We start from the raw sequence: 21,347 nt of genomic DNA, 5'->3' as shown, positions 1-21,347 counted from the left end.
TCGGGGTCAGCCGATTCCGAGTCGGAGCATGAAGATCCCCGGAAACACCGCGAAGACGACGCTCAGGGGAAGGATGAGGAAGACCAGGGGGATAAGCATGAAGACCTCGCGCTTTCCCGCCTGCTCGATGAGCCCGCGCTTCGCGTCCTCGCGGGCGTCGATGGCCTGGCTCTGGAGGACTCCCGCGAGCGGGGCCCCGCGTTCGAGCGCCGCGATGACCTGATCGAGACTCCGCGTGAGCGCGGGGACGTCGAGCCGTGCGGCGAGTGCCGAGAGGGCATCGGCGAGACTGGAGCCGGTTCCGACCGCGAGCACCGTGGTCCGCAGCTCAGCGGTCAGCTCGCCGGCGCCGATGTCGCCCACGCGGCGCAGCGCGTCGAGCACGCCCTCCCCCGCCGACAGACACAGCGCGAGGAAGTCCAGCACCGTCGGCAGCTCGTCCTCGATGCGCCTGATCCGTGCGCGAGCGGCGTGCGACAGGTGAGCGTCGCAGAGCAGCACGCCGATGGCGGCCAGCACCGGGGCCAGGAGCACGGCCGCAGGTGTCGCCCGGCCCATGACCGCGAGGCCGACGGCGACGAGCGCACCGGTGAGCAGGCCGCCCAGGGCCCAGGCGAGTTGGCGGCCGCGGAAGGCTGCGCCATCCATCGACCACCCCGCCTGCCGGAGCCGTCGGTCCACACCGTCGCTGCCGCCCAGCAGCGATCCGGCCCGTACGAGCAGGGCGCGCCAGAGCTCGAGGAGGCCGGCCGAGGGCGCAGGCACGATGAGCGACGTGCCGACCGGGTCCGTGACGTCCCGGATGTAGGGCGCGATCCGCCGCGACAGGCTCGGGGCACCCCAGCGGGGAACCACGGTCAGGACGCACCACACGCCGAGGCCGAGGGCGGTGCCGAGCACCACCGCGACGGCCGCCTCGGTCGGCAGGACGCCCGTCACCCGAACCACCTCCGCGGTTCCGGCAGGCGGCCGATCCGCAGCATCAGGCGGTAGGCGACGAACGACGTCAAGGCGCCCGCGATGATGAGCGCAACGCCCTCCGGCGTCGCGTAGGCCTTGGCACCCTCGGGCCGCAGCACGAGGAGGCCGAGGATGACCCAGGGGGCGACGACGCCGAGCACCGCGGCGCCGCGGATCCACGATTGTCGTGACTCGACCTCGGCGCGCAGCGCCGCATCCGCCCGCACCGACGCCGAGAGCGCGCGCAGTACGGGGACGAGTTCCGTCCCCCCGACCTGCCGCGCCATGCGCAGGGTCTCGACGATGCGGTCGCCGACCGGGTCTGCCAGCTGGTCCTTCAGCCGTCGGGCACCCGAGTCGAAGTGACCGGAGGCTGCCAGGTCGCGGGCGAAGCCCGCGAACGCCGGCCGCAGGGACTCCGGAGCGGATGTGGCGAGCGACGCCACCGCATCCGGCAGCGACATGCCGGCTCGGACGGAGGCGATGACGAGATCGCAGACGTCGGGCCACAGCGTCCGCCGCCGCCGCATGCGGGCTGCCCGCCGTCCGCGCAGGTAGGCGATCGGAGCCGCCGCGCCGACGATCGCGCCCAGAAGCGCGAGGATCGGGAGTCCGGTGACAAGCCAGGCAGTGGCAGCGGCCAGCCCGCCCGCGATCGCGCAGGAGCCGACGAGCCCGGCGCCGGTCAGGCGCGGGAGCCCGGCGGCAGCGGCGAGCCGCTCGAGAGCGCCCGTGCGCTCGACGGCCTGCACCGTGGCATCCGCCTCGCGTGGGGGCCAGAGCCACGGCGACAGAATCAGGAGGATGCCGGCGGCCAGCGCGGCACCCCACAGCACGGTCACGCGGCGGCCTCGTACAGCGTGCGGGCAACGACGCTCGAGCCGTCGACCCCCGTGGGCTCGACGATCTCCGCGACACGGCGCCGGCCGGACGCATCCCGTTCGCAGTGGACGACGAGATGCACGCCCGTGGCGACGGCCGGGAGCACGAAGCCCGAATCGATGTTCCGGCCTGCCAGAAGCGGCAGGGCGGCGAGCTTGGCGAGCGCCTCGCGCGCGGAGTTGGCGTGGATCGTGGCCGCGCCGGGGACGCCGGTGTTGAGGGCGAGCAGCAGATCGAGGGCCTCCGCGTCTCTCACCTCGCCCACGACCAGGCGGTCCGGCCGCATGCGCAGCGCCTCCTTCACGAGGCGGCGAAGGGTCACCTCGCCGGACCCTTCGAGGGACGGCTGGCGCCCCTGCATCGCCACCAGGTCGGGCGCATCGACGGCGAGCTCGAAGGTCTCCTCGACGGTCACGATGCGGTGCCAGGCCGGCGCCGCCGCCACCAGCGCGCCGAGCAGGGTCGTCTTGCCGGCATGGGTGGCGCCGGAGACGAGGATGCTGCGATCCGCGCCCATCGCGTCGCGCAGCAGCCCGGCGGCGCGGGGATGGAGCGAGCCGATCGCGACGAGCCGATCCAGGTCGCGGTAGGCCGGCAGGAATTTGCGGATGTTGACCGACCAGTGCCGGCGCGTGATGTCCGGGATGACGACGTGAAGACGCGACCCGTCGGGCAGCGACGCATCCACGAACGGCTGGCTCAAGTCGACGCGACGGCCGGTGGCCTGCAGCATCCGCTCCACGAGATCCCGGATCGCCGCATCCGTCAGCCGCAGCGGCACCCGCTCGGGCACGCCCTCCCTCGCGATGAAGATGCGGTCGGGCGCGTTGATCCACAGCTCTTCGACGGTCGGATCGTCGAGGTACGGCTGCAGCGGTCCGTAGCCGGCGACGGCGGCCAGCACCTCGCGCACGCACGCCTGCTCGTCGTCCACCGGCGCGAGGCCCCGCGCGAGGGCGAAGTCGTTGTGTCGGCGGACCTCCGCCCACGCGATCTGCAGCGCGACGTCGGGATCGCGGGTGGGGTCCGTCTGCTCCGCGCGCAGGCGGTCGCGTACACGATCGGCGACGGATGCCGTCGGTCCGGTCGTGAAGGCGAGAGTCACCGGAGCATCATGACAAGACTCCGGGAATCGACCCGAAAGTTATCCACAATCGGGCGCCCGGCCTCGCCTACGCCGAGAGTCCCCACAGCGGGTAGAGGACGTCGAGCCCCGCGGCCACGCCTCCCGTGAACGCGAGGCCGATATGGGTCGCGCCGGGGATCGGCGTGAGCGTGACATCCATCCCGACGGAGCGGGCCACCGACGAGACGAACTTCGCGTCCGGCCCGTACTTGTGGTCGTCGCCGCCGTAGGTGAACACGGCGTGGACGCCGTCGTACGTTCCCGCGGGGGCCCTGCGCATGATGTTGACCGGCTTGCTCGCCTCGAACGCGGCCACATTGCCTTGGAAGATGCGGGCGAGGGCCAGCGGCGGATGCACGGAGCCGGGGAACGGCTCACCCGAGATGTCGACGATCGTGCCGAACGTCTTCGGCATCAGCGCGCCGTACTTGATGGCGCAGCCCCCGCCGTTGGAGTAGCCCATGATCGCCCAGTACTTCGGGTCCTGGATCACGTGGAGGTGGGTCGCCGCCCACGCCACGACATCCTTCGTGATGTAGGTCTGCGCGTTGCCGTACATCTTGGAGTCCGCGCACGTCGGGTCGCCCCGCGTGCCGATCTGGTCGGCGACCAGCACGATCGGTGCGAGGCCCTGATGCTTCAGCTGGTACTGGTCCACCACGGAGGCGACGCGCGCCGGGCTGGGGTTGCCCGGGTAGCCCATCATGAGGATCACGAGCGGCAGCTGCGGCGCATCCTTCACCAGCGCGGCGGGCGGGAGATACAGGCCTGCCGGACGGGCCTGGAAGCCGGAGACGGTCGCGGGGATCGTGACCGTCCCCTGCTGACCGAGATGCGGCATGTTCGCCGGGGGCCGCCATGCCTGGTACAGCGAGCCGTCGCCGGGCGTCCACGCCGGCTGGTCGGTGGAGGTCGGCGACGGCTTCGGAAGGGCGATCGGGTGCCGCACCGAGATCCCGAGCATGTCGGCGACGGTCGCATTGAGGCCGAACACGGCATTGATGCCCACGGCACCCGCCGCGATGAAGACGGGGATGCTCAGCACCGCGATGGTCTTGCGCCACCAGCGCGAGCGCCACAGGTTCGCGAGCGCCAGACCCACCCCGCCGAACGCCGCCACGGCCCACCAGAGGATCTCGATCTGCAGCTGCTCGCCGAACGCGTTCGTGACGTTCGACACGACGTAGACGACGATCGCGACGAGCGTGCCCACGAGGATGCCGATCGCCGAGGCGAGGAGCCGGCCTCGACCCGGCCGACGGACCAGGAGGTAGACGGCGAGCACCAGCGCGGCGACGTAGAGCACGACGGGAACGGGACCGTCGAGCACCTGAGCAGTCAGAATCGCGTTCATCAGTCCTCGCCTGTTGGGGTCGGTTCACTGTATTCGCGGGCACTTTCGCGAGTCTGCGTGAGAGCCGTGAGATCGCCGAGCCGCGCACACATCGCGCACAGGTCGCTCAGTAGAATTGCCAGAGCGCGGGAGTGGTGAAACTGGCAGACACGCAGGATTTAGGTTCCTGTGCCTCCGGGCGTGTGGGTTCAAGTCCCACCTTCCGCACGCGTCATCCTCTTCGCGCGACGACGTGACTCAATCGACACAATCGACGGGAACTCCGTGCACGCTGCCGCACTCATCCCCTGGCTCGACCCCCAAGGGATCATCCACGCCGCCGGACCCTGGGCGCTGCTCGTCGTCTGCGGCATCGTCTTCGCCGAGACGGGCCTGCTCATCGGCTTCCTCTTCCCCGGCGACACGCTGCTCCTGATCTCAGGTCTGCTCTCGCACTCGACGGAGGCCTACCCGAACGGCGTGTTCGGCGTGAACGTGTGGTTCGTCGCGCTGGCGATCGCCATCGCCGCCTTCATCGGCGGCGAGGCGGGATACCTCATCGGGCACAAGGGCGGCCCGGCGATCTTCGAGCGCAAGGACTCTGGTCTGTTCAGCCGCAAGAACGTGGAGCGCACGAACGCGTTCTTCGAGCGCTACGGCGGCATGACGATCGTCCTGGCGCGCTTCGTGCCGGTGGTGCGCACCTTCGCGCCGATCGTCGCGGGCGTCGGGCACATGCCCTGGCGCCGCTACACGCTGTACAACCTCATCGGGGCGGTGCTCTGGGGATTCGGGATCACGCTGCTCGGCTACGCGATCGGGTTCATCCCGTGGGTCGCGGACATCGTGACGAAGTACATCGACGTGATCCTCCTCGGGGTCGTCGTGCTGACGATCGCCGTGACGGCCTACCACTACCTCCGCGAGCGCGCGAAGGCGCGTCGCGAGGCCGTCGCCGCGGAGAGCGGCGAGACGCCTGCCGAGCACGTCGACCTCACGCTTCCCGACGACGTGTTCGCGCCGCACACGCGTCGCTCGCACCGCGCCGCCATGGAGCACGAGAACGACGAGCCCGCGGGCTGACGCCTACTCCCCCGAGGCGCGCTTCGCGCGGTTGCGCTCGACGCTCGCGCGCAGCGCATCCATGAGGTCGATGACCTCTCCTCCGGTGCCCTCTTCGGCAGTCTCGCCGAACATGTCCGCGGTGTCGAAGGCCTCGCCCTTCTCCAGCTTGGCCTGCACCAGCGTGCGCAGCTCCTGCTGGTACTCGTCGACGAATGCGCTCGGCTCGAAGTCCGCGGCGAAGCCGTCGACGAGGGATGCCGACAGCTCGAGCTCCTTGTCGGAGATCTTGACCGGCGCATCCAAGGCCGGGAAGGCCGCCTCGCGCACCTCGTCCGACCACAGCAGCGTCTGCAGCACGAGCACGTCGCCGCGCACCCGCAGCGCCGCGAGCCGGGTCTTCTGCCTGAGCGAGAAGCGGACGATCGCGGTCCGATCGGTGTTCTGCAGCGTCTCGCGCAGCAGCACGTACGCCTTCGGCGACATCGAGTCGGGCTCGAGGTAGTAGGCCTTGTCGAAGAGCAGCGGGTCGATCTGCTCCGTCGGCACGAACTCCACGACCTCGATCTCGCGGCTCCGCTCCGCGGGAAGGGATGCGACGTCCTCCGCGGTGATCACGACCGTGCGCTCGCCGTCGTCGTAGGCCTTGTCGATGTCGGCGTACGGCACGATCTCACCGTCGATCTCGCAGATCCTCTGATAGCGGATGCGGCCGCCATCCTTGTTGTGGACCTGATGGAGGGAGAGGTCGTGATCCTCGGTGGCGGAGTACACCTTCACCGGGACGTTCACGAGTCCGAACGTCAGTGCACCCTTCCAGATGGCTCTCATCACTCCAGTAGACACCTGTCGCACCTGCCACGGCTACCCCGCGCCCGGCTAGCCTTGGCGCATGCCCGGGGCTGACCAGGTGGTGCGGATCGGTGGCCGTCGTCTGCGCATCTCGAACCTCGACAAGGTGCTCTACCCCGACACCGGGACGACCAAGGGCGAGGTCATCGACTACTACGCGCGCATCGCCCCGGCGATGCTGCCGTGGATCGCCGGGCGACCGGTCACGCGAAAGCGCTGGCCCGACGGGGTCGGCACCGAGGAGCATCCGGGCGACTGGTTCTTCGCGAAGGACCTCGAGGGCGGTGCGCCGAGCTGGCTCGCGCGGTTCCCCATCGACCACTCGAGCGGGGCGAAGGACTACCCGGTGGTGAATGACGTGGCATCCCTCGTCTATCTCGCCCAGGTGGCGAGCCTGGAGATCCACGTGCCGCAGTGGCGCTTCGACGCCCACGGCGGCAGATCGAACCCGGACAGAATGGTGCTGGACCTCGATCCGGGACCTGGCGTCGGTCTCGTGGAGTGCGCGGAGGTCGCGCGCCGGGCTCGCGGCATCCTTCAGGACATGGGGCTCGACCCGATCCCGGTCACGAGTGGGAGCAAGGGCATCCACCTGTACGCCGCGCTGCCGGGAAGGCAGAGCAGCGACGAGGTCTCCGCGGTGGCGCGGGAGCTCGCCAGGGCCCTCGAGGCCGACGACCCCACCCTCGTCGTGAGCCAGATGGCGAAGTCGATCCGTCCCGGGCGCGTGTTCCTCGACTGGAGCCAGAACAACGGCTCGAAGACGACGATCGCCCCCTACTCTTTGCGCGGGCGCCCGCATCCCACGGTCGCCGCACCGCGCACCTGGGCGGAGCTCGACGACCCCGCCCTTCGCCACCTCACCTTCGAGGAAGTCCTCGAGCGGGCGGCGAGCGCGCCGCCGGACGCCGGCGCACCCCTGCAGGCCTATATCGACAAGCGCAGCGCCGACCGGACGCCGGAGCCCGTTCCCGACAGCCCTCTGGCCGCACCCGCCGCCATCGGAGGACTGCCGCGGTTCGTGATCCAGGAGCATCACGCGCGGCGCCTGCACTGGGACTTCCGGCTCGAGCGCGACGGAGTGCTCGTCAGCTGGGCGGTGCCCAAGGGCGTGCCGCCGGATGGCGCGCGCAACAGCCTGGCGGTCATGACCGAGGACCACCCGCTCGACTACGGCGCGTTCGAGGGCGAGATCCCGCACGGCGAGTACGGCGCGGGCAGCGTGACGATCTGGGACGAGGGCGTGTACGAGCTCGAGAAATGGCGCGACAGCGAGGTCATCGCGACCCTCGAAGGTCGACCGGGCGGTCCTCTCGGCGGGCGCGCCCGCATCGCCCTCATCCGCACGGGCGGCGAGGGAGAGAAGTCGACGTGGCTGCTGCACCGCATGGCGCTCGAGGGCGAACCCATGCACCGTCCCGCCTCGAGCCTCGCCGAACGTGCTGAGCGCACCCCGCGATCGCCCGCGGCCCCCGCGATCGCGCCCATGCTGGCGACGGCGGCGACCCCCGCCCAGGCCCGGAACGCCGTCCGCCGCTGGGGTGACACGAAGCCCTGGATCGAGGCAAAGTGGGACGGCATCCGCGCAATCGGGTTCTGGGATGGCGAGCGCCTGCGCCTGCGCGCCCGGAGCGGCGCCGACATCACGGAGAAGTACCCCGAGCTCACCGGCGGCAGCCTTGACCTCGGACCGGTTCCAGCCGTCCTCGACGGCGAGATCGTGGCCCTCGACGCGACGGGCCGGCCCAGCTTCACCCGGCTGCAGTCGCGCATGAACCTCACCCGCTCCTCGGAGATCGCGCGCGAGGCTCCGCGCACGCCGGTGCAGTGGTTCCTGTTCGACGTCCTCTCGTGGGCGGGGGCGGATGCCACGGACCTCCCGCTGTCGCAGCGCCGCGGCATCCTGGAGCAGATCCCCGCTCACCCTCCCGTCGTGATCCCGCCCGTCTTCGACGACCTCGACGCGGCGCTGTCTGCGAGCCGCGCGCTCGGGCTCGAGGGGGTCGTCGTCAAGGACCCGCGGTCGCGCTACCGCAGCGGATCCCGCGGCGAGGAATGGCTCAAGGTCAAGCACACGCACACCCAGGAGGTGGTGATCGGCGGTATCCGGCCCGGACGCCGCCCGATCGCGTCCCTCCTCCTCGGCATTCCCGGAGCGGCCGGTCTGCGCTACGCCGGACGTGTGGGCACCGGGTTCACCGAGCGCGACATCGAGCACCTGCAGTCTCTGCTCGCGCCGCTGCGCACCGACGCCTCGCCGTTCGTGAGCGTCCCCGCGGCGGATGCGTCGGATGCGCTGTGGGTGCGCCCGGAGCTGGTCGGAGAGGTCGAGTACGCGGAGCTCACGCCCGGCGGCATCCTCCGCCACTCGCGCTGGCGGGGCCTGCGCCCCGACAAGTCGCCCGCCGAGGTCGTCCGAGAGGATGGGACTCCCGCCTAGGTGTGGGCCTCGTGCTCGATGTGCCCGGCGGGCTCCAGCTGGAATGTCGAGTGCTCCACGTCGAAGTGCGACGACAGGCAGGACTGCAGGCGTGTGAGGATGTCGCCCGCACGCCCGTCGCGCAGCGCGTCGTCCTCGACCACGACGTGCGCCGTGAAGACGGGTGCGCCGCGGGTCAGCTGCCACACGTGGACGTCGTGCGCGTCCACGACCCCCGGCGTCGCCAGGATGTGGTCGCGGATCTCTTTCACGTGCACGCCTTTGGGCGCCGACTCGGCGAACACCGATCCCACTTCGCGCAGCAGACCGATCGCGCGCGGGATGATCATCGCGGCGATGAACAGCGACGCGATGGCGTCGGCGGGCACCCACCCGGTCACCATGATGATGACGGCGGCAAGGATGACGGCGGCGGAGCCGATGAGGTCGCCCATGACCTCGAGGTATGCGCCGCGAACGTTGATGCTGCGCCTCTGCGCCGCCGACAGCAGCCACATCGCGAGCGCGTTCGCGGACAGGCCGACGATCGCGACGACGAGCATCGGCGTGGCCGCCACCTCCACGTCGGCGGGATGCAGCAGCCGCAGGACGGCCTCGATCGCGATCCAGACCGACAGAACGATGAGGATGATGCCGTTGATGAGCGCCCCGAACACCTCCGCGCGCTGATACCCGAAGGTGCGGCGCTCGTTGGCCGGACGGGCTGCGACGAAGCTGGCGATGAGGGCCACGATGAGCGCCGCCGAGTCGGTGAACATGTGGGCGGCGTCCGCGAGGAGTGCGAGCGAACCCGACAGGATCGATCCGATGATCTGAACGACCATGACCACGCTCGTGATGCCGAGCGAGAGTGCGAGCAGCCTCCGGTTGGAAGCGCCGCGGATCCCCTCGGACGGAGCGTGGTCGTGCATGCGTCCAGGGTAGGACGCGGCATCCCCTCGCGTCCGCGAATCGGCGCAGTCGGGAATGAGAGTCGCTCTCAGTGGCCTGTGCGGGTCGGCTCAGAGCTCCGCGAGCAGGGGGGCCAGAGCCGCGAACGCGCGGGCCCGGTGCGACTGCGCGGCCTTCTCGGCATCCGTCCACTCCCCCACGGTCCTGCTCTGACCGTCCGGGATGAAGACGGGGTCGTAGCCGAAGCCGCCCTCGCCCCGCTCCTCCGTGGCGATCCGGCCCGGCCAGATGCCCTCGACGACGCGCTCCACGCCCTCGGGGGTCACGAGCGCGATCACCGAGACGAACCGCGCCGTGCGATGCGGGTCGGCGATGTCGGAGATCTGGTCGAGCAGCAGCCGCCGGTTCGCGACCGGGTCCTTCGCGTGCCCGGCCCAGTACGCCGAGAAGATGCCCGGCGCGCCGCCGAGCACCGCGACGCTCACACCCGAATCGTCGGCGAAGGCGGGTGCACCCGTGTGCTGGGCCGCGGCGCGGGCCTTGATGAGGGCGTTCTCGGCGAAGGTGACGCCGTCTTCGACCGGCTCGGGTCCGTCGTAGCCGACGAGTTCCAGGTCCGGTCGCGTGGCCTCGACGATCGCGGCGAACTCTTCGACCTTGTGCGGGTTGTGGGTGGCCAGGACGACCCTCATCGTTCGGCCTCGAGTGCGGCGGTCTGCAGGTCGCGCAGCTGGCCGCACCCGTCGACGCCGAGCTCGAGCAGCTGGTCGAGCTCGCGCTTGTCGAAGGGTGCCCCCTCGGCGGTGCCCTGCACCTCGACGAAAAGACCGCGCCCGGTGACGACGACGTTCATGTCGGTCTCGGCGCGCACATCCTCGACGTATGCGAGGTCCAGCATCGGGGTGCTGTCGATGATGCCCACCGAGATGGCAGACACCGAGTCGAACAGCACCTGCGACTTCTGGCCGATGAACTTCTTCTCGCGACCCCACGCGATGGCGTCTGAGAGCGCCACGTAGGCGCCGGTGATCGCGGCGGTGCGCGTGCCGCCGTCCGCCTGCAGCACGTCGCAATCGATGACGATCGTGTTCTCGCCGAGCGCCTTGGTGTCCACGACCGCGCGCAGCGCGCGGCCGATGAGCCGGGAGATCTCGTGCGTGCGACCGCCGATGCGGCCCTTCACCGACTCGCGGTCATTCCGGTCGTTGGTGGAGCGGGGCAGCATCGCGTACTCGGCGGTGACCCAGCCGCGGCCCTTGCCCGTGAGCCACCGCGGCACCCCGTTCGTGAACGACGCGGTGCACAGCACGCGGGTGTCGCCGAACGAGATGAGCGCAGAGCCCTCGGCCTGCTTGCTCCAGCCGCGCTCGATCGTGACGGGCCGGAGCTGGTCGACGGCGCGGCCGTCGGCGCGGACGATGTCGGTCAAAGGTCAGTCCTCCTGGTGGGTGGCCGCACGGGCCCTCGGCAGATCGATGGCGCCGGTGTGCACCAGCGTGACATCGCGCACCTCACGGCCCATCAGCCGGTGCGCGAGACGGATGAAGTCCGCGGCGCTGTCGCCCGTGGCCTCGTAGACGTGGGAGGCCACCGCATCCGGTCCCGCGAGCAGGTCGCGGGAGACCAGCTGACGGTAGACGTCCTTCGCGGTCTCCGTGTCGCTCGAGACGAGCGACACATCAGGCCCCATGACGTAGCTGATCGCGCCCTCGAGGAACGGATAGTGCGTGCAGCCCAGCACGAGCGTGTCGACCCCGGCGCTGCGCAGCGGTGCGAGATACCCCTCCGCTACGGCGAGCACCTCCGGCGAGTCTGTGACGCCGTCCTCGACGAACTCCACGAAGCGGGGGCACGCCTGAGCGAAGACGGTCAGGCGCTCGTTGACCTCCAGCATGTCCTGGTAGGCCCCGGACGAGATGGTCCCGGCCGTGCCGATGACCCCGATGCGCCCGGTGCGGGTCGTCGACATGGCCGTGCGGACGGCCGGGCCGATCACCTCCACGACGGGCACGTCGTAGCGCTCGCGGGCATCGCGGAGCATGGCGGCGGATGCCGTGTTGCAGGCGATGACGAGCATCTTCACGCCCTCGTCGACCAGCGCATCCAGCACCTCGAGCGCGTACCGGCGGACGTCCGCGATCGGCTTCGGACCGTAGGGAGAATGCGCCGTGTCGCCGATGTACCGGACCGACTCCCGAGGCAGCAGGGACGACACCGCCCGGGCCACCGTGAGCCCGCCCACTCCGGAGTCGAAGATTCCGATGGGCGCGTCATTCACGATGGACCAGCCTACCGGCGGCCTGGCTAGGCTACGCGCATGAGTGCCACCCGCGACTCGCCCGCGTCCACCGCGCTGCTCACGGACCGGTACGAGCTGACCATGCTCGAGGCCGCCCTGCATGACGGCACCGCATCCCGTCGGTGCGTCTTCGATCTGTTCACCCGACGACTGTCCGGCGGGCGTCGGTTCGGGGTCGTCGCGGGCAGCGGCCGTCTGCTGTCGCTGCTGCGGGACTTCCGCTTCGGCGACGACGAGCTGCGGTTCCTTCGCGATGCGCGAGCGGTGGATGCCGCGACCCTGGCGTACCTCGCGAACTGGCGGTTCACCGGCACGATCACCGGCTACCGGGAGGGCGAGCTCTATTTCCCCGGGTCCCCCATCCTGACGGTGGAGGGCACGTTCGCCGAGGCGGTCGTCCTGGAGACGCTGGCCCTCAGCGTGCTCAACCACGACTCTGCCGTGGCCACCGCGGCGGCCCGCATGAGCATCGCCGCGGGCGATCGGCCGCTCGCGGAGATGGGCTCACGGCGCGCCGGCGAGCACTCGGCCGTCGCGGCGGCGCGTGCGGCGTACATCGCGGGTTTCGGTGCGACGAGCAACCTGGAGGCAGGGCGTCGGTGGGGCATCCCCACGATGGGCACCGCGGCGCACGCGTGGACCCTTCTGCACGACAGCGAGGAGAAGGCCTTCCGCGCGCAGATCGACGCCCTCGGACTCGACACGACGCTCCTCATCGACACGTACGACATCCGCCACGGCGTGGAAACGGCGATCCGTGTGGCGGGGACGGGCCTCGGCGGCGTCCGCATCGACTCCGGAGACCTGCCCATCGTCGCGTCCGAGGTGCGCGCCCAGCTCGACGGGCTCGGCGCGACCGGCACCCGCATCACCGTGACGAGCGACCTCGACGAGTACTCGATCGCGGCTCTGGCGGCATCCCCCGTCGACGCCTACGGAGTGGGAACCTCGGTCGTGACCGGGTCGGGCACTCCGACCGCGGGTCTCGTTTACAAGCTCGTGGCGCGACAGGATGCCGCCGGCTCGTGGGTCCCCGTGGCGAAGGCCTCCGCAGAGAAGGTCTCCAAGGGCGGCCGCAAGTCCGCGTTCCGCACTCTCGACGGCGGGACGGCGACGAGTGAGACGATCGTCGTCGCCGACGGCTTCGAGCAGGCACCGGCGGCGCACGACGATGCGCGTGCCCTCCAGACGGTGCTCGTCGAGGAGGGCGACATCGTCACGGCGTTCGAAGGGGCGAGCGGCGTCGCCGCGGCGCGGACGCATCATGCCGCGGTGCGCGAGGAACTGCCGGTCCGAGCGCGCGCACTGAGCAGGTCGGACCCTGCGATCCCGACGGTGTGGGTCGACCTCGACTGAGGGCGTCAGCCCATCAGCGACTCGTAGATCTCCTTGCAGGTCGGGCAGACCGGGAACTTCTCCGGGTCACGGCCCGGCGTCCATTTCTTGCCGCAGAGGGCCTTCACGGGCTTGCCGGTGAGGGCCGACTCGAGGATCTTCTCCTTGCGCACGTAATGAGAGAACCGCTCGTGGTCGCCCGGCTCGATGTGCTCCTCGCGCAGGAGCTCTTCGAGCTCACGGTCGAGGACGGCGAGCCCTCCCTGATCCGGGCTGTCCAGCGGTGTGCTCATCCCCCGAGTCTAACCGCGGGCATCCTGCGGCGGGATGGATACGGCGAACCGCACCGGCAGCGGCAGACCGCGTCAGGTCGACTCGGCGAACTCCATGAGTCGGCCGGTGCGGCGCGAGAATGCGGAGGCGCCGATCGCGACCCCGGCGACGAGCACGACGAGACCGATCGCGAGGCCGCCCCACAGCGCTGCGGCGGAGAACTCCACTCGGCCGGTGATGGCCAGCCACCCCCACCACAGCGCCGGCGCACTCACGACCAGCGACCCGATCAGCACGAGCGCCTGGGCTGTGCCGGCGTGCGATCCGCTGCGCTGCGGCTGCCGGAACGGGCTGTCCCCGGGGTGCGAGACCGCGTACGGCGCCACGACGGAGGCGATGCTGGAGAGCCCGAGACCGCTGAGGAACAGCGATGCGCACGCCCCGACCATCGCGGGCAGCGCCGCCCAGCGCCCGTGGATCGAGATCGCGATCGGGAGGGCGATGGCGAGGATCGGGATGCCGATGAGCATCACAGGGATGATCCGCCCGATCCGGTCCGCCGTGCCCCGTACACCGCTCGCGATGTGCACCCAGAGCGCGGTCGAGTCGTAGGCGAGATCGTCGTGCGGCAGCCAGCCGAAGAAGAGCGCGAGGATCGGCAGCGGCACGAGCACGGCGACTTCGAGCGGCACTCCGGCGATGAGCGGCGGGATGACCGCGAGGACTGCGGCGACCGGGACGATGACGATGTTGGCGACGTAGCGGGGGTCGTGCAGCCAGTAGACGAGGCTGCGCGCCGCGATCGCTCCGCCCGGGGTGCCGGGTGCCACGGCGAACCAGCCGAGTCCGCCGCGCTCGCGCACGGCGACAGGGCGTTCGGCCGTGCTGATCATGTGGCCGACGAGCCACAGCCAGAGCGCCGCCAGCGCGACCAGTGTGGCGAGCGCGATGACGACCGCCCAAAAAAGGTCCGCGCCCGCGCCGGGCACGAGCGCCGGGATCGCCCACGCGGCGCCGAGGGGCGTGTGGGCGAGGACGGATGCCGCCTGCATCAGCTGGGTCGGCACCTCGCCGCCCCACTCCAGCGAGGCGAGGAAGACGCTCGCCGGCACCGCCACGACGATGACGAGGATGGCGAACGCCCCGGACAGCTCACGGGAGCGACGATCGCGCAGCACGAGAGCCGCCGTCGCCAGGCCGACTCTCGCAAGCAGCGAGCAGATCAGGACGCCGAGGATCACCGCGATGACGCCGACGATCACCGACACGCCGTGCGCCGCCCAGACGGCGACGAGACAGGCTCCAAGAGCGATCGCGGCGAGAACCGGGATGCTCACCAGCCCGGCGGCCGCAGTGGCCAGGGCCAGGGCGGGGGCCCGCATCCCGAAGATCGCGAATCGGCGCGGATCCACCTGGTCCTCGACGCCCGAGATGAGAGGGGCCAGGAAGAAGCTGGCGGTGAGAGCGGCGCCGCCGAGCACGGTGACAACGCGCGCGGCATCGTCGGATGCGCTGCGCAGGGTCAGCAGCATCCCTCCCGCCGCGACGACGACCGCCGCCAGTGCCGCCGCACCGAGCCACGCGCGGACGCTGTGCCGGCGCGGTCCGCGGAACGCGCCAGCCATCAGGGCGAGTCTCAGTCGGAGAATGCGTGCAGCCACTCCAGTCCTTCCACGTCGCTGAGACCGCCGGAAAGCTGCAGGAAACGCTCCTCGAGCGTGCTCTCGCCGCGCACCTCTGCGACCGTGCCCTCTGCGAGCACCGTGCCTGCCACGAGCACCGCGACACGGTCGCACACCCGCTCGACGAGCTGCATGCCGTGACTCGACAGCAGCACGGTGCCGCCGTGCGAGACATACGTGTCGAGCACGTCGAGGATGACGGCACTGGAGACCGGGTCGACGGCCTCGAACGGCTCGTCGAGCACGAGGACGCGTGGCGAGTGGATGAGTGCTCCCGCCAGCAGCACTTTCTTGCGCATGCCGGCCGAGTAGTCGGACACGGGGCGCGAGAGCGCATCCGTCAGATCGAAGGCACGCGCGAGGTCCGCCGTGCGGCTCTCGGCGACCGCGGGCTTCAGCTCGCGCAGCACGCCGAAGTAGTACAGCAGCTGGCGCCCGGTGAGCCGGTCGAACGTGCGCATGCGGTCGGGCAGGACGCCGAGCATCCGCTTCGCCTCCCGCGGATGCGCGACCGCGTCCACGCCGTTGATCCGCACGGAGCCTGCGCTCGGCCGGATGAGCCCGGCGATCATCGACAGCATGGTGGTCTTGCCGGCGCCGTTCGGACCGACGACTCCGTAGAAGGATCCCGCGGGAACCGATAGGACCACGCCGTCGACGGCCTTCGTCTGACCGAACGTCTTCGTGAGGCCCGATACGGCGACAGCGGCGGTGGATGCCAGCTCCCCCTGATGGACCGTCGCGTCCGCCGGCACCATCTCGACATCGTGGGCGACGGCGACCAGCGCAGGCACCCGATCGGGCTCCTCGGCCGCGTGCGGCCGGGTCTCGGGGTCCGCGACCGGGGCGACGTCCCCCGCGCCGGCGGGCTGCGGCACCGGCTCCGGCTCCGGGTCCGGCTCCGGCTCCGCCGTCTGCGGCTCGGACTCCGCCGTCTGCGGCTCCGACTCCGCCGTCTGCGGCTCGGTCTCTGCCGGCGCGGCAGGGGCGGGAGGATCTGCCGGTTCGACCGGCGTCGAGATCGGAGCATCCATCGTGTCGACCTCTTCGCTGTTCACGGGAACCGTCGTGGGGGCGTCGTCGATCGGCAGCGGAGGCCTCGGCGGCAGAGCGGCGGCCGCCGCCGCCGACAGCTTCGGCTTCGGCGGCGTGCGCGGCACCCCGGCACCGGGGGCTGATGCCTTCGGCACGGTGGGCTGTCTGGGCTTGCGGGGCTTCGCGGGCCGCGGCGAGGGGCCGTCGCCCGACGACTCCGGACGCGGCTCCGGCGCTCTTTCCGGCACGGCAGTCACCCGCCAACGCTATCAACCGCCTGCTCGGCGACCGCCTGCCACGGCGACGGACGTCAAATCCGCGAAAAGATCACGAATCGGCAACGTCGGGTGAACATTGTGCGGTCTATCAGGCGGTTTCGGTAGCCTGGTGCGGGCACGAAGGAGTGTCGCGTCGGTGAACCATCGATGAAGACACTCACTCCAGGAGCACAATCTTGACACTGCAGACCGTCATCCTCGCGGCCGGTATGGGTTCGCGTCTGGGGCGCAGCCTCCCCAAGCCTCTGACCGAGCTCAACGATGGTCGCAGCATCATGCGCCAGCAGCACGACAACATCCGTGCCGCATTCGGCGACGAGGCGCGCATCACGACCGTGGTCGGCTACCGCGCCGAGACCATCGTCGAGGCCTTCCCCGATGTCGACTACGTCTACAACGACCGCTACGACCAGACCAACACGTCCAAGAGCCTGCTCCGCGCGCTGAACGCCACGGGGCGCAGCGGAGTGCTGTGGATGAACGGCGACGTCGTCTTCGACCCGCGCGTGCTCGGCCGTGCCATCGCGCTCATCGAGCGCGAACAGTCGTTCGTCACCGTCAACACGGCGAAGGTCAGCGACGAAGAGGTCAAGTACACCGTCACGCCCGAGGGCTTCATCCGGGAGCTGTCGAAGACGGTGCGCGGTGGTGTCGGCGAGGCCGTCGGCATCAACTACATCTCGGCGGCCGACAAGCGCGCGTTCATCCGTCAGCTCGGCCGTGTCGACGACCAGGACTACTTCGAGCGCGGCCTCGAGCTCGCGATCGACGAGGACCAGGTGCTGCTGCGTCCGCTCGACATCTCGGACCTGTACGCGGTCGAGGTGGACTTCGCCGAGGACCTCGAGCGCGCGAACCTCTTCGTCTGACGGCTGACGCCCAGGTGGCGTTCGTAGGATCGGAGCGATGGCCCGCAAGGTTCACCGCATCCATTCGCTGCCGGACGGCTCGCCCTGGCAGGGCGGACTGCCGCCCCAGGGCTCTGACGAGCACCCGCTGAGCATCCGCGCGCTGGATCGCGTTCTCGCGCTCCAGCGGCCGGTCGTGCTCGCGCATCTGCGCGGTGTGATCCGACGGCACCCGGATGCCGGACCCGCCGAGCTCGCCCGAATCCTGGAGACGCGATACATCGCCGCCGTTACGAGCGGCGGGGCCGCGGTCGGCGCCACCGCCGTCGTGCCGGGCATCGGAACGGGGGTCACCCTCGCACTCAGCGGTGTCGAGACGGTCGGGTTCCTGGAGACCACCGCCCTCTTCGCGCAGTCGCTCGCCGAGGTGCACGGCATCGAGATCTCGAATCCCGATCGCGCCCGGGCACTCGTGCTCACGATGCTGCTCGGCGAGGAAGGTGTGAACCTGGTGACGCAGTTGGCCGGACAGGCGGCCGGCACGGGCCCGGCCCGAGCGTCCTACTGGGGCGACATGGTCACCAAGACGCTTCCGCGCGCAGCGGTCGGACCCGCCGTCGATCAGTTGACGTCGATGTTCGTCAAGCACTTCGCGGCGCGCGCCGGCGCCTCCTGGATCGGCAAAGCACTGCCCTTCGGCATCGGCGCCGTGATCGGCGGCGCAGGCAACGGCATCCTCGGACGCCGGGTCGTGGTCTCGGCGCGTCGCGCCTTCGGGCCGGCGCCGCTCGAGCTGCCAGCCGACCTCGCCGACGCGCGGAATCAGCGCACCGGCCGACGGCTGCCCTCCCTTCCGGTGAGGCTGCCGCTGCGCCGCCGTTGACGGACAATGGAGGCATGGGTCAGTTCACCGAGCGCTACGAGAAGCTGCAGACGTGGGCCGTGCTGCCCGCCGAGCCGCTCTCTCCGGAGGACGGAGTCGAGCGGCTGGATGCGGCTCCCCCGCCGTCGCCCACGGACCTCGGCGACGGCTCGGCATCGGTCTCCGTGGCACTGCCCCCGGCCCTGCCCGCATCGACCGATGAGCAAGAAGACCGCGCTTAGACCGAGTCGAGCTCCTCGCGGCGGCGCAGTTCGCGCACGACATCGGTCTGCGACAGCGGTCTGATGTGGTCGGGAAGATCTGCGGCCGTGAGTCCTTCGACGAAATAGGCCGGCGATACGCCGAATACGGTGGCGAGCTGTATCAGCGCGAACATCGTCGGATTGCCGATGCCGCTTTCGAGACGGGCGATGTGCGAGATGTCCATGTCGGCGAGCTCGGCCAGAGTGCGCCGGCTCATCGTCGTCTTGTGCCGCAGATCGCGGATCGACTCCCCGAGCTGTGCGGATGCAGGTGACCGCGCTTCTCTCATGGTCTCTGATTATGGGGTGAACGCACGAATGCCGCAGGCATGAATGCGGCGGGCGGTTCTGCGTCTCACCGGAAACACGCCCTGCAAGCGCTTGCACCGTTGTCACTGCAGGCAATAGCCTCGATGCCATGGACAGCACGCTGGCGTGTCTGGCCGCGTGGATGCCGCGACAGCGCTGGTACGCGGCCAAGGGCAGGACGCCCCTCCTCCGTCTCGTCGGAGACCTCGACCTCGAGGCTGACGAGCCCGCGGGGAACCGGTCCCCTCAGGGTGCCCGCGTGCGCACGCTGCTGGTCGCCGACGAAGGCTCTGCGCCCGCCGTGCTGTACCAGATTCCGATCGTCGAGCGCCCCGCACCCGCGCCGCGCGAGCTGGAGGCCTATTCGATCGGGTCTGTCGGCGAGGGGACGGTCCTCATCGACGGCATCCATGACCCGGCCTATACGCGTGCGCTGCTGCGACTGACGACACGCGGCGGCCTCGTCCGCTCCGACGGCGTCGCCGCAACAGGCTCCACCGCGCTGGACGAGAGCACGGCATCCGCCATCGCGCCGTCCGCACACGCGACCGTCCTCGCCGGCGAGCAGTCCAACAGCTCTCTCGTGTACGCCGACGGCGGCATCCCGATCATCTGCAAGGTGTACCGGCAGCTCCAGCCGGGCCTCAATCCCGACATCGAGCTCGAGACGGCTCTCGCTGCTGCCGGATCACGACGGGTTCCCCGGCCGGTCGGCTGGATCCAGGCATCCTGGACCGATCGCGGGGCGGGAACGGACGCATCCCTCGCCTTCGCGCAGGAGTTCCTCCCCGGCGTGGAGGACGCCTGGCGGGTCGCCCTGCGCGCCGCTGCCGCGGGCGACGACTTCACGGACCGCGCCCGCGACCTCGGTGCCGCGACGGCGGAGGTCCATGTGACGCTCGCGCGCGAGCTGCCCGAGCAAGTCGCCGGTCCCGAGGAGCACGAGGCGATCTGCGGAGCCTGGAGCCGACGGCTCGCCATCGCGATTGCAGAGGTGCCCCAGCTGGCGGCGCGTCGCGAGGCGATCGAGAAGATCTACGCGGAGGGCCGGGATGCGGTGTTCCCGCCGCTGCAGCGGATCCACGGCGACTATCACCTCGGCCAGGTGGTGCTGGTGCCCGATCGCGGCTGGGTCCTCCTCGACTTCGAGGGCGAGCCGATGCGGCCCATGGCCGAGCGTCTGCTTCCGGACCTGGCCCTGCGCGACGTCGCAGGCATGCTGCGCTCGTTCGACTACGTCGCCGGCTCGGTGGCCCTGGAGTTCCCCGCGTCCGCCGGCGCGGCGGCCGACTGGGCGGCCGCCGCGCGCGAGGCGTACCTCGACGGTTACGCGACCGCCTCCGGCCTCGATCGCGCCGCCTGCACACCGCTCCTGCACGCGCTCGAGCTCGACAAGGCCGTGTACGAGGCGATCTACGAGGCCCGCAACAGGCCGACGTGGATCGACATCCCCCTGCGCGCCGTCGATCGCCTGTCAGGGGTCGCGCGACCGTACATGGCATGATCGACGGGTGCAGATCGGCGAACGAGGGCGAAAGGATGCCCAGGTCCCAGCCCCCGACGCCGGCGTCGCCTTCGTCATGCCGGTCCTCAACGAGGCCCGCTATCTCGAGCGTGCGGTGGACACGGTCCTGCAGCAGGACGTCCCCGGGCCCATGGAACTCGTGCTCGCCCTCGGCCCATCGAGCGACGGCACAACGGAGCTCGCCCGGCGCCTCGCGGACAAGGACCGCCGGATCACCCTCGTGGACAACCCGGGCGCCGACATCCCCAAGGGGCTGAACCTGGCGATCCGCGCGTCGCAGGCACCGACGATCGTGCGCGTCGACGCGCACTCCGAGCTCTCCACCGGGTACACGATGCGCGCGCTGGAGGCCCTTGCGAAGACCCGGGCCGCGAACGTGGGCGGCGTCATGCGCGCCGACGGGCGCACGCCCTTCCAGCGGGCGGTCGCCCGCGCCTACAACTCCCCCATCGGCCTCGGCGGAGGCACCTATCACGGCGGCACGCAGGCGGGCGAGGCCGAGTCGGCGTACCTCGGCGTGATGCGCCGGGAGGTCCTGGAAGAGGTCGGGCTGTTCGACGAGTCGATCCGCCGCGGGGAGGACTGGGAGCTGAACCTGCGTATCCGTGCCGCCGGATATCGCGTGTGGTTCGACCCCGCGCTGTCTGTGACCTACTGGCCGCGGGAGAGCTGGGCGCGGCTTGCCCGCCAGTTCCGCGCCACGGGCGCGTGGCGCGGCGAGCTGGTGCGGCGATTCGGCCGACGCAACTCCCTGCGCTTCTTCGCGCCCCCCGCACTCGTCGTCGTGCTCGCCCTGGCGATCCTGGTCGGCATCCTGCAGGCCGCGCACGTGCTCACGGGATGGTGGGCGGTCGCGGCATCCGTCGTCTATCTGCCCCTTGCGGCATACGCCCTGCTCATCATCGCCGTCGCGATCGGACCGGGAGGCGGCACCGGCTGGCGCGACAAACTCTGGACCCTCGCCGTGATCCCGACGATGCACCTCTCGTGGGGCTTCGGGTTCCTCGGCGGCGTCCTGCGCGGCGCGCACGACACGGTCGACACGTCGCGCCTGGGCAGCCGCAACACGCCGCTGCCCTAGTCGATCGCCGT

At 70.7% G+C, this 21,347-nt stretch carries 21 protein-coding genes and 1 tRNA gene; 9 read left to right on the top strand and 13 right to left on the bottom strand.

Annotated elements, in window-relative coordinates; genetic code table 11:
- Positions 1–6: 6 nt before the first annotated feature.
- The 4 genes from AC0NZN_RS12770 to AC0NZN_RS12755 all read right to left on the bottom strand — a co-directional run bounded on the left by AC0NZN_RS12770 (position 7) and on the right by AC0NZN_RS12755 (position 4,322).
- Positions 7–939 carry a type II secretion system F family protein gene (locus tag AC0NZN_RS12770; protein WP_474592684.1) on the bottom strand — a complete coding sequence of 311 codons (933 nt, stop codon included), beginning with the start codon at positions 937–939 and terminating at the stop codon, positions 7–9.
- Positions 936–1,802 carry a type II secretion system F family protein gene (locus AC0NZN_RS12765; protein ID WP_474592683.1) on the bottom strand — a complete coding sequence of 289 codons (867 nt, stop codon included), beginning with the start codon at positions 1,800–1,802 and terminating at the stop codon, positions 936–938. The genes AC0NZN_RS12770 and AC0NZN_RS12765 overlap by 4 nt, the downstream gene beginning before the upstream one ends.
- Positions 1,799–2,947, bottom strand: a complete 1,149-nt coding sequence (locus AC0NZN_RS12760; protein ID WP_474592682.1) for a CpaF family protein — start codon at positions 2,945–2,947, stop codon at positions 1,799–1,801. The genes AC0NZN_RS12765 and AC0NZN_RS12760 overlap by 4 nt, the downstream gene beginning before the upstream one ends.
- 67 nt (positions 2,948–3,014) lie before the next feature.
- Entirely contained in the window at positions 3,015–4,322 is a 1,308-nt protein-coding gene (locus AC0NZN_RS12755; RefSeq protein WP_474592681.1) for an alpha/beta hydrolase, read from the bottom strand.
- A 125-nt stretch (positions 4,323–4,447) separates the two neighbouring features.
- Between AC0NZN_RS12755 and AC0NZN_RS12750 the strand changes: the two genes are divergently transcribed.
- Both AC0NZN_RS12750 and AC0NZN_RS12745 read left to right on the top strand, forming a co-directional pair.
- Positions 4,448–4,529 (top strand) — tRNA-Leu (locus AC0NZN_RS12750).
- Between the two features lie 57 nt (positions 4,530–4,586).
- Positions 4,587–5,384, top strand: a complete 798-nt coding sequence (locus AC0NZN_RS12745) for a DedA family protein (protein WP_474592680.1) — start codon at positions 4,587–4,589, stop codon at positions 5,382–5,384.
- 3 nt (positions 5,385–5,387) lie between these two features.
- On the opposite strand, the gene ku is transcribed toward AC0NZN_RS12745, so the two are convergent.
- On the bottom strand, positions 5,388–6,194 hold the full coding sequence (gene ku / locus AC0NZN_RS12740; protein WP_474592679.1) for a non-homologous end joining protein Ku: 807 nt from the start codon (positions 6,192–6,194) through the stop codon (positions 5,388–5,390).
- A gap of 61 nt (positions 6,195–6,255) precedes the next feature.
- Here ku and AC0NZN_RS12735 point away from each other — a divergent pair, with 61 nt between their 5' ends.
- On the top strand, positions 6,256–8,655 hold the full coding sequence (locus tag AC0NZN_RS12735; protein WP_474592678.1) for an ATP-dependent DNA ligase: 2,400 nt from the start codon (positions 6,256–6,258) through the stop codon (positions 8,653–8,655).
- Here the strand turns inward: AC0NZN_RS12735 and AC0NZN_RS12730 are convergent.
- The 4 genes from AC0NZN_RS12730 to murI form a co-directional block, all read right to left on the bottom strand.
- Complete coding sequence (locus tag AC0NZN_RS12730) at positions 8,652–9,566, bottom strand: cation diffusion facilitator family transporter (protein WP_474592677.1); 915 nt, start codon at positions 9,564–9,566, stop codon at positions 8,652–8,654. The two genes, AC0NZN_RS12735 and AC0NZN_RS12730, sit on opposite strands and share 4 nt — an antisense overlap.
- Positions 9,567–9,656: 90 nt before the next feature.
- Positions 9,657–10,238, bottom strand: coding sequence for an RdgB/HAM1 family non-canonical purine NTP pyrophosphatase (gene rdgB, locus AC0NZN_RS12725; protein WP_474592676.1), 582 nt, complete (start codon positions 10,236–10,238; stop codon positions 9,657–9,659).
- Complete coding sequence (rph, locus tag AC0NZN_RS12720; protein WP_474592675.1) at positions 10,235–10,975, bottom strand: ribonuclease PH; 741 nt, start codon at positions 10,973–10,975, stop codon at positions 10,235–10,237. The genes rdgB and rph overlap by 4 nt, the downstream gene beginning before the upstream one ends.
- Before the next feature lie 3 nt (positions 10,976–10,978).
- Entirely contained in the window at positions 10,979–11,824 is an 846-nt protein-coding gene (murI, locus tag AC0NZN_RS12715; protein WP_474592674.1) for a glutamate racemase, read from the bottom strand.
- 39 nt (positions 11,825–11,863) lie between these two features.
- On the opposite strand from murI, the gene AC0NZN_RS12710 reads away from it, so the two are divergent.
- Positions 11,864–13,201 (top strand): nicotinate phosphoribosyltransferase, encoded by a 1,338-nt coding sequence (locus AC0NZN_RS12710; RefSeq protein WP_474592673.1) that lies wholly within the window; start codon positions 11,864–11,866, stop codon positions 13,199–13,201.
- Between the two features lie 5 nt (positions 13,202–13,206).
- On the opposite strand, the gene AC0NZN_RS12705 is transcribed toward AC0NZN_RS12710, so the two are convergent.
- The 3 genes from AC0NZN_RS12705 to AC0NZN_RS12695 form a co-directional block, all read right to left on the bottom strand.
- A complete protein-coding gene (locus tag AC0NZN_RS12705; protein ID WP_320941129.1) occupies positions 13,207–13,473 on the bottom strand; it encodes a DUF3039 domain-containing protein in 267 nt (88 codons plus the stop codon).
- Positions 13,474–13,545: 72 nt separating this feature from the next.
- On the bottom strand, positions 13,546–15,078 hold the full coding sequence (locus tag AC0NZN_RS12700) for a hypothetical protein (protein ID WP_474592672.1): 1,533 nt from the start codon (positions 15,076–15,078) through the stop codon (positions 13,546–13,548).
- 11 nt (positions 15,079–15,089) lie between these two features.
- Positions 15,090–16,325, bottom strand: coding sequence for an ABC transporter ATP-binding protein (locus tag AC0NZN_RS12695; protein WP_474592671.1), 1,236 nt, complete (start codon positions 16,323–16,325; stop codon positions 15,090–15,092).
- A gap of 299 nt (positions 16,326–16,624) precedes the next feature.
- On the opposite strand from AC0NZN_RS12695, the gene AC0NZN_RS12690 reads away from it, so the two are divergent.
- From AC0NZN_RS12690 to AC0NZN_RS12680, 3 genes are read left to right on the top strand one after another with little or no spacing between them, the layout of a single operon-like run.
- Positions 16,625–17,317, top strand: coding sequence for a phosphocholine cytidylyltransferase family protein (locus AC0NZN_RS12690; RefSeq protein ID WP_474592670.1), 693 nt, complete (start codon positions 16,625–16,627; stop codon positions 17,315–17,317).
- Between the two features lie 37 nt (positions 17,318–17,354).
- Complete coding sequence (locus tag AC0NZN_RS12685; RefSeq protein ID WP_474592669.1) at positions 17,355–18,179, top strand: hypothetical protein; 825 nt, start codon at positions 17,355–17,357, stop codon at positions 18,177–18,179.
- Positions 18,180–18,193: 14 nt separating this feature from the next.
- Entirely contained in the window at positions 18,194–18,400 is a 207-nt protein-coding gene (locus AC0NZN_RS12680) for a hypothetical protein (RefSeq protein ID WP_474592668.1), read from the top strand.
- On the opposite strand, the gene AC0NZN_RS12675 is transcribed toward AC0NZN_RS12680, so the two are convergent.
- Positions 18,397–18,711, bottom strand: coding sequence for a helix-turn-helix domain-containing protein (locus AC0NZN_RS12675; protein ID WP_474592667.1), 315 nt, complete (start codon positions 18,709–18,711; stop codon positions 18,397–18,399). The genes AC0NZN_RS12680 and AC0NZN_RS12675 overlap by 4 nt on opposite strands.
- Before the next feature lie 128 nt (positions 18,712–18,839).
- Between AC0NZN_RS12675 and AC0NZN_RS12670 the strand changes: the two genes are divergently transcribed.
- Both AC0NZN_RS12670 and AC0NZN_RS12665 read left to right on the top strand, forming a co-directional pair.
- The gene (locus AC0NZN_RS12670) at positions 18,840–20,234 is read left to right on the top strand and encodes a maltokinase N-terminal cap-like domain-containing protein (RefSeq protein ID WP_474592666.1); all 1,395 of its coding nucleotides are present in this window, start codon (positions 18,840–18,842) and stop codon (positions 20,232–20,234) included.
- A 76-nt stretch (positions 20,235–20,310) separates the two neighbouring features.
- Complete coding sequence (locus AC0NZN_RS12665) at positions 20,311–21,336, top strand: glycosyltransferase family 2 protein (protein ID WP_474592844.1); 1,026 nt, start codon at positions 20,311–20,313, stop codon at positions 21,334–21,336.
- The last annotated feature ends 11 nt before the right edge of the window (positions 21,337–21,347 follow it).

It is taken from the genome of Microbacterium sp. sgz311019, assembly GCF_056135325.1.
Note: the sequence above shows the minus strand (reverse complement) of the source record. Positions and strands in the feature narration are given on the sequence as shown.

Bases quoted from the DNA above. Each gene is read 5' to 3' on its own strand.
- AC0NZN_RS12705 (WP_320941129.1), bottom strand. From the start codon at position 13,473: ATGAGCACACCGCTGGACAGCCCGGATCAGGGAGGGCTCGCCGTCCTC.
- ku (WP_474592679.1), bottom strand. From the start codon at position 6,194: ATGAGAGCCATCTGGAAGGGTGCACTGACGTTCGGACTCGTGAACGTC.
- AC0NZN_RS12685 (WP_474592669.1), top strand. From the start codon at position 17,355: ATGGCCCGCAAGGTTCACCGCATCCATTCGCTGCCGGACGGCTCGCCC.
- AC0NZN_RS12680 (WP_474592668.1), top strand. From the start codon at position 18,194: ATGGGTCAGTTCACCGAGCGCTACGAGAAGCTGCAGACGTGGGCCGTG.
- AC0NZN_RS12675 (WP_474592667.1), bottom strand. From the start codon at position 18,711: ATGAGAGAAGCGCGGTCACCTGCATCCGCACAGCTCGGGGAGTCGATC.
- AC0NZN_RS12670 (WP_474592666.1), top strand. From the start codon at position 18,840: ATGGACAGCACGCTGGCGTGTCTGGCCGCGTGGATGCCGCGACAGCGC.
- AC0NZN_RS12700 (WP_474592672.1), bottom strand. From the start codon at position 15,078: ATGGCTGGCGCGTTCCGCGGACCGCGCCGGCACAGCGTCCGCGCGTGG.
- rdgB (WP_474592676.1), bottom strand. From the start codon at position 10,238: ATGAGGGTCGTCCTGGCCACCCACAACCCGCACAAGGTCGAAGAGTTC.
- AC0NZN_RS12710 (WP_474592673.1), top strand. From the start codon at position 11,864: ATGAGTGCCACCCGCGACTCGCCCGCGTCCACCGCGCTGCTCACGGAC.
- AC0NZN_RS12735 (WP_474592678.1), top strand. From the start codon at position 6,256: ATGCCCGGGGCTGACCAGGTGGTGCGGATCGGTGGCCGTCGTCTGCGC.
- AC0NZN_RS12665 (WP_474592844.1), top strand. From the start codon at position 20,311: ATGCCGGTCCTCAACGAGGCCCGCTATCTCGAGCGTGCGGTGGACACG.
- AC0NZN_RS12755 (WP_474592681.1), bottom strand. From the start codon at position 4,322: ATGAACGCGATTCTGACTGCTCAGGTGCTCGACGGTCCCGTTCCCGTC.
- AC0NZN_RS12730 (WP_474592677.1), bottom strand. From the start codon at position 9,566: ATGCACGACCACGCTCCGTCCGAGGGGATCCGCGGCGCTTCCAACCGG.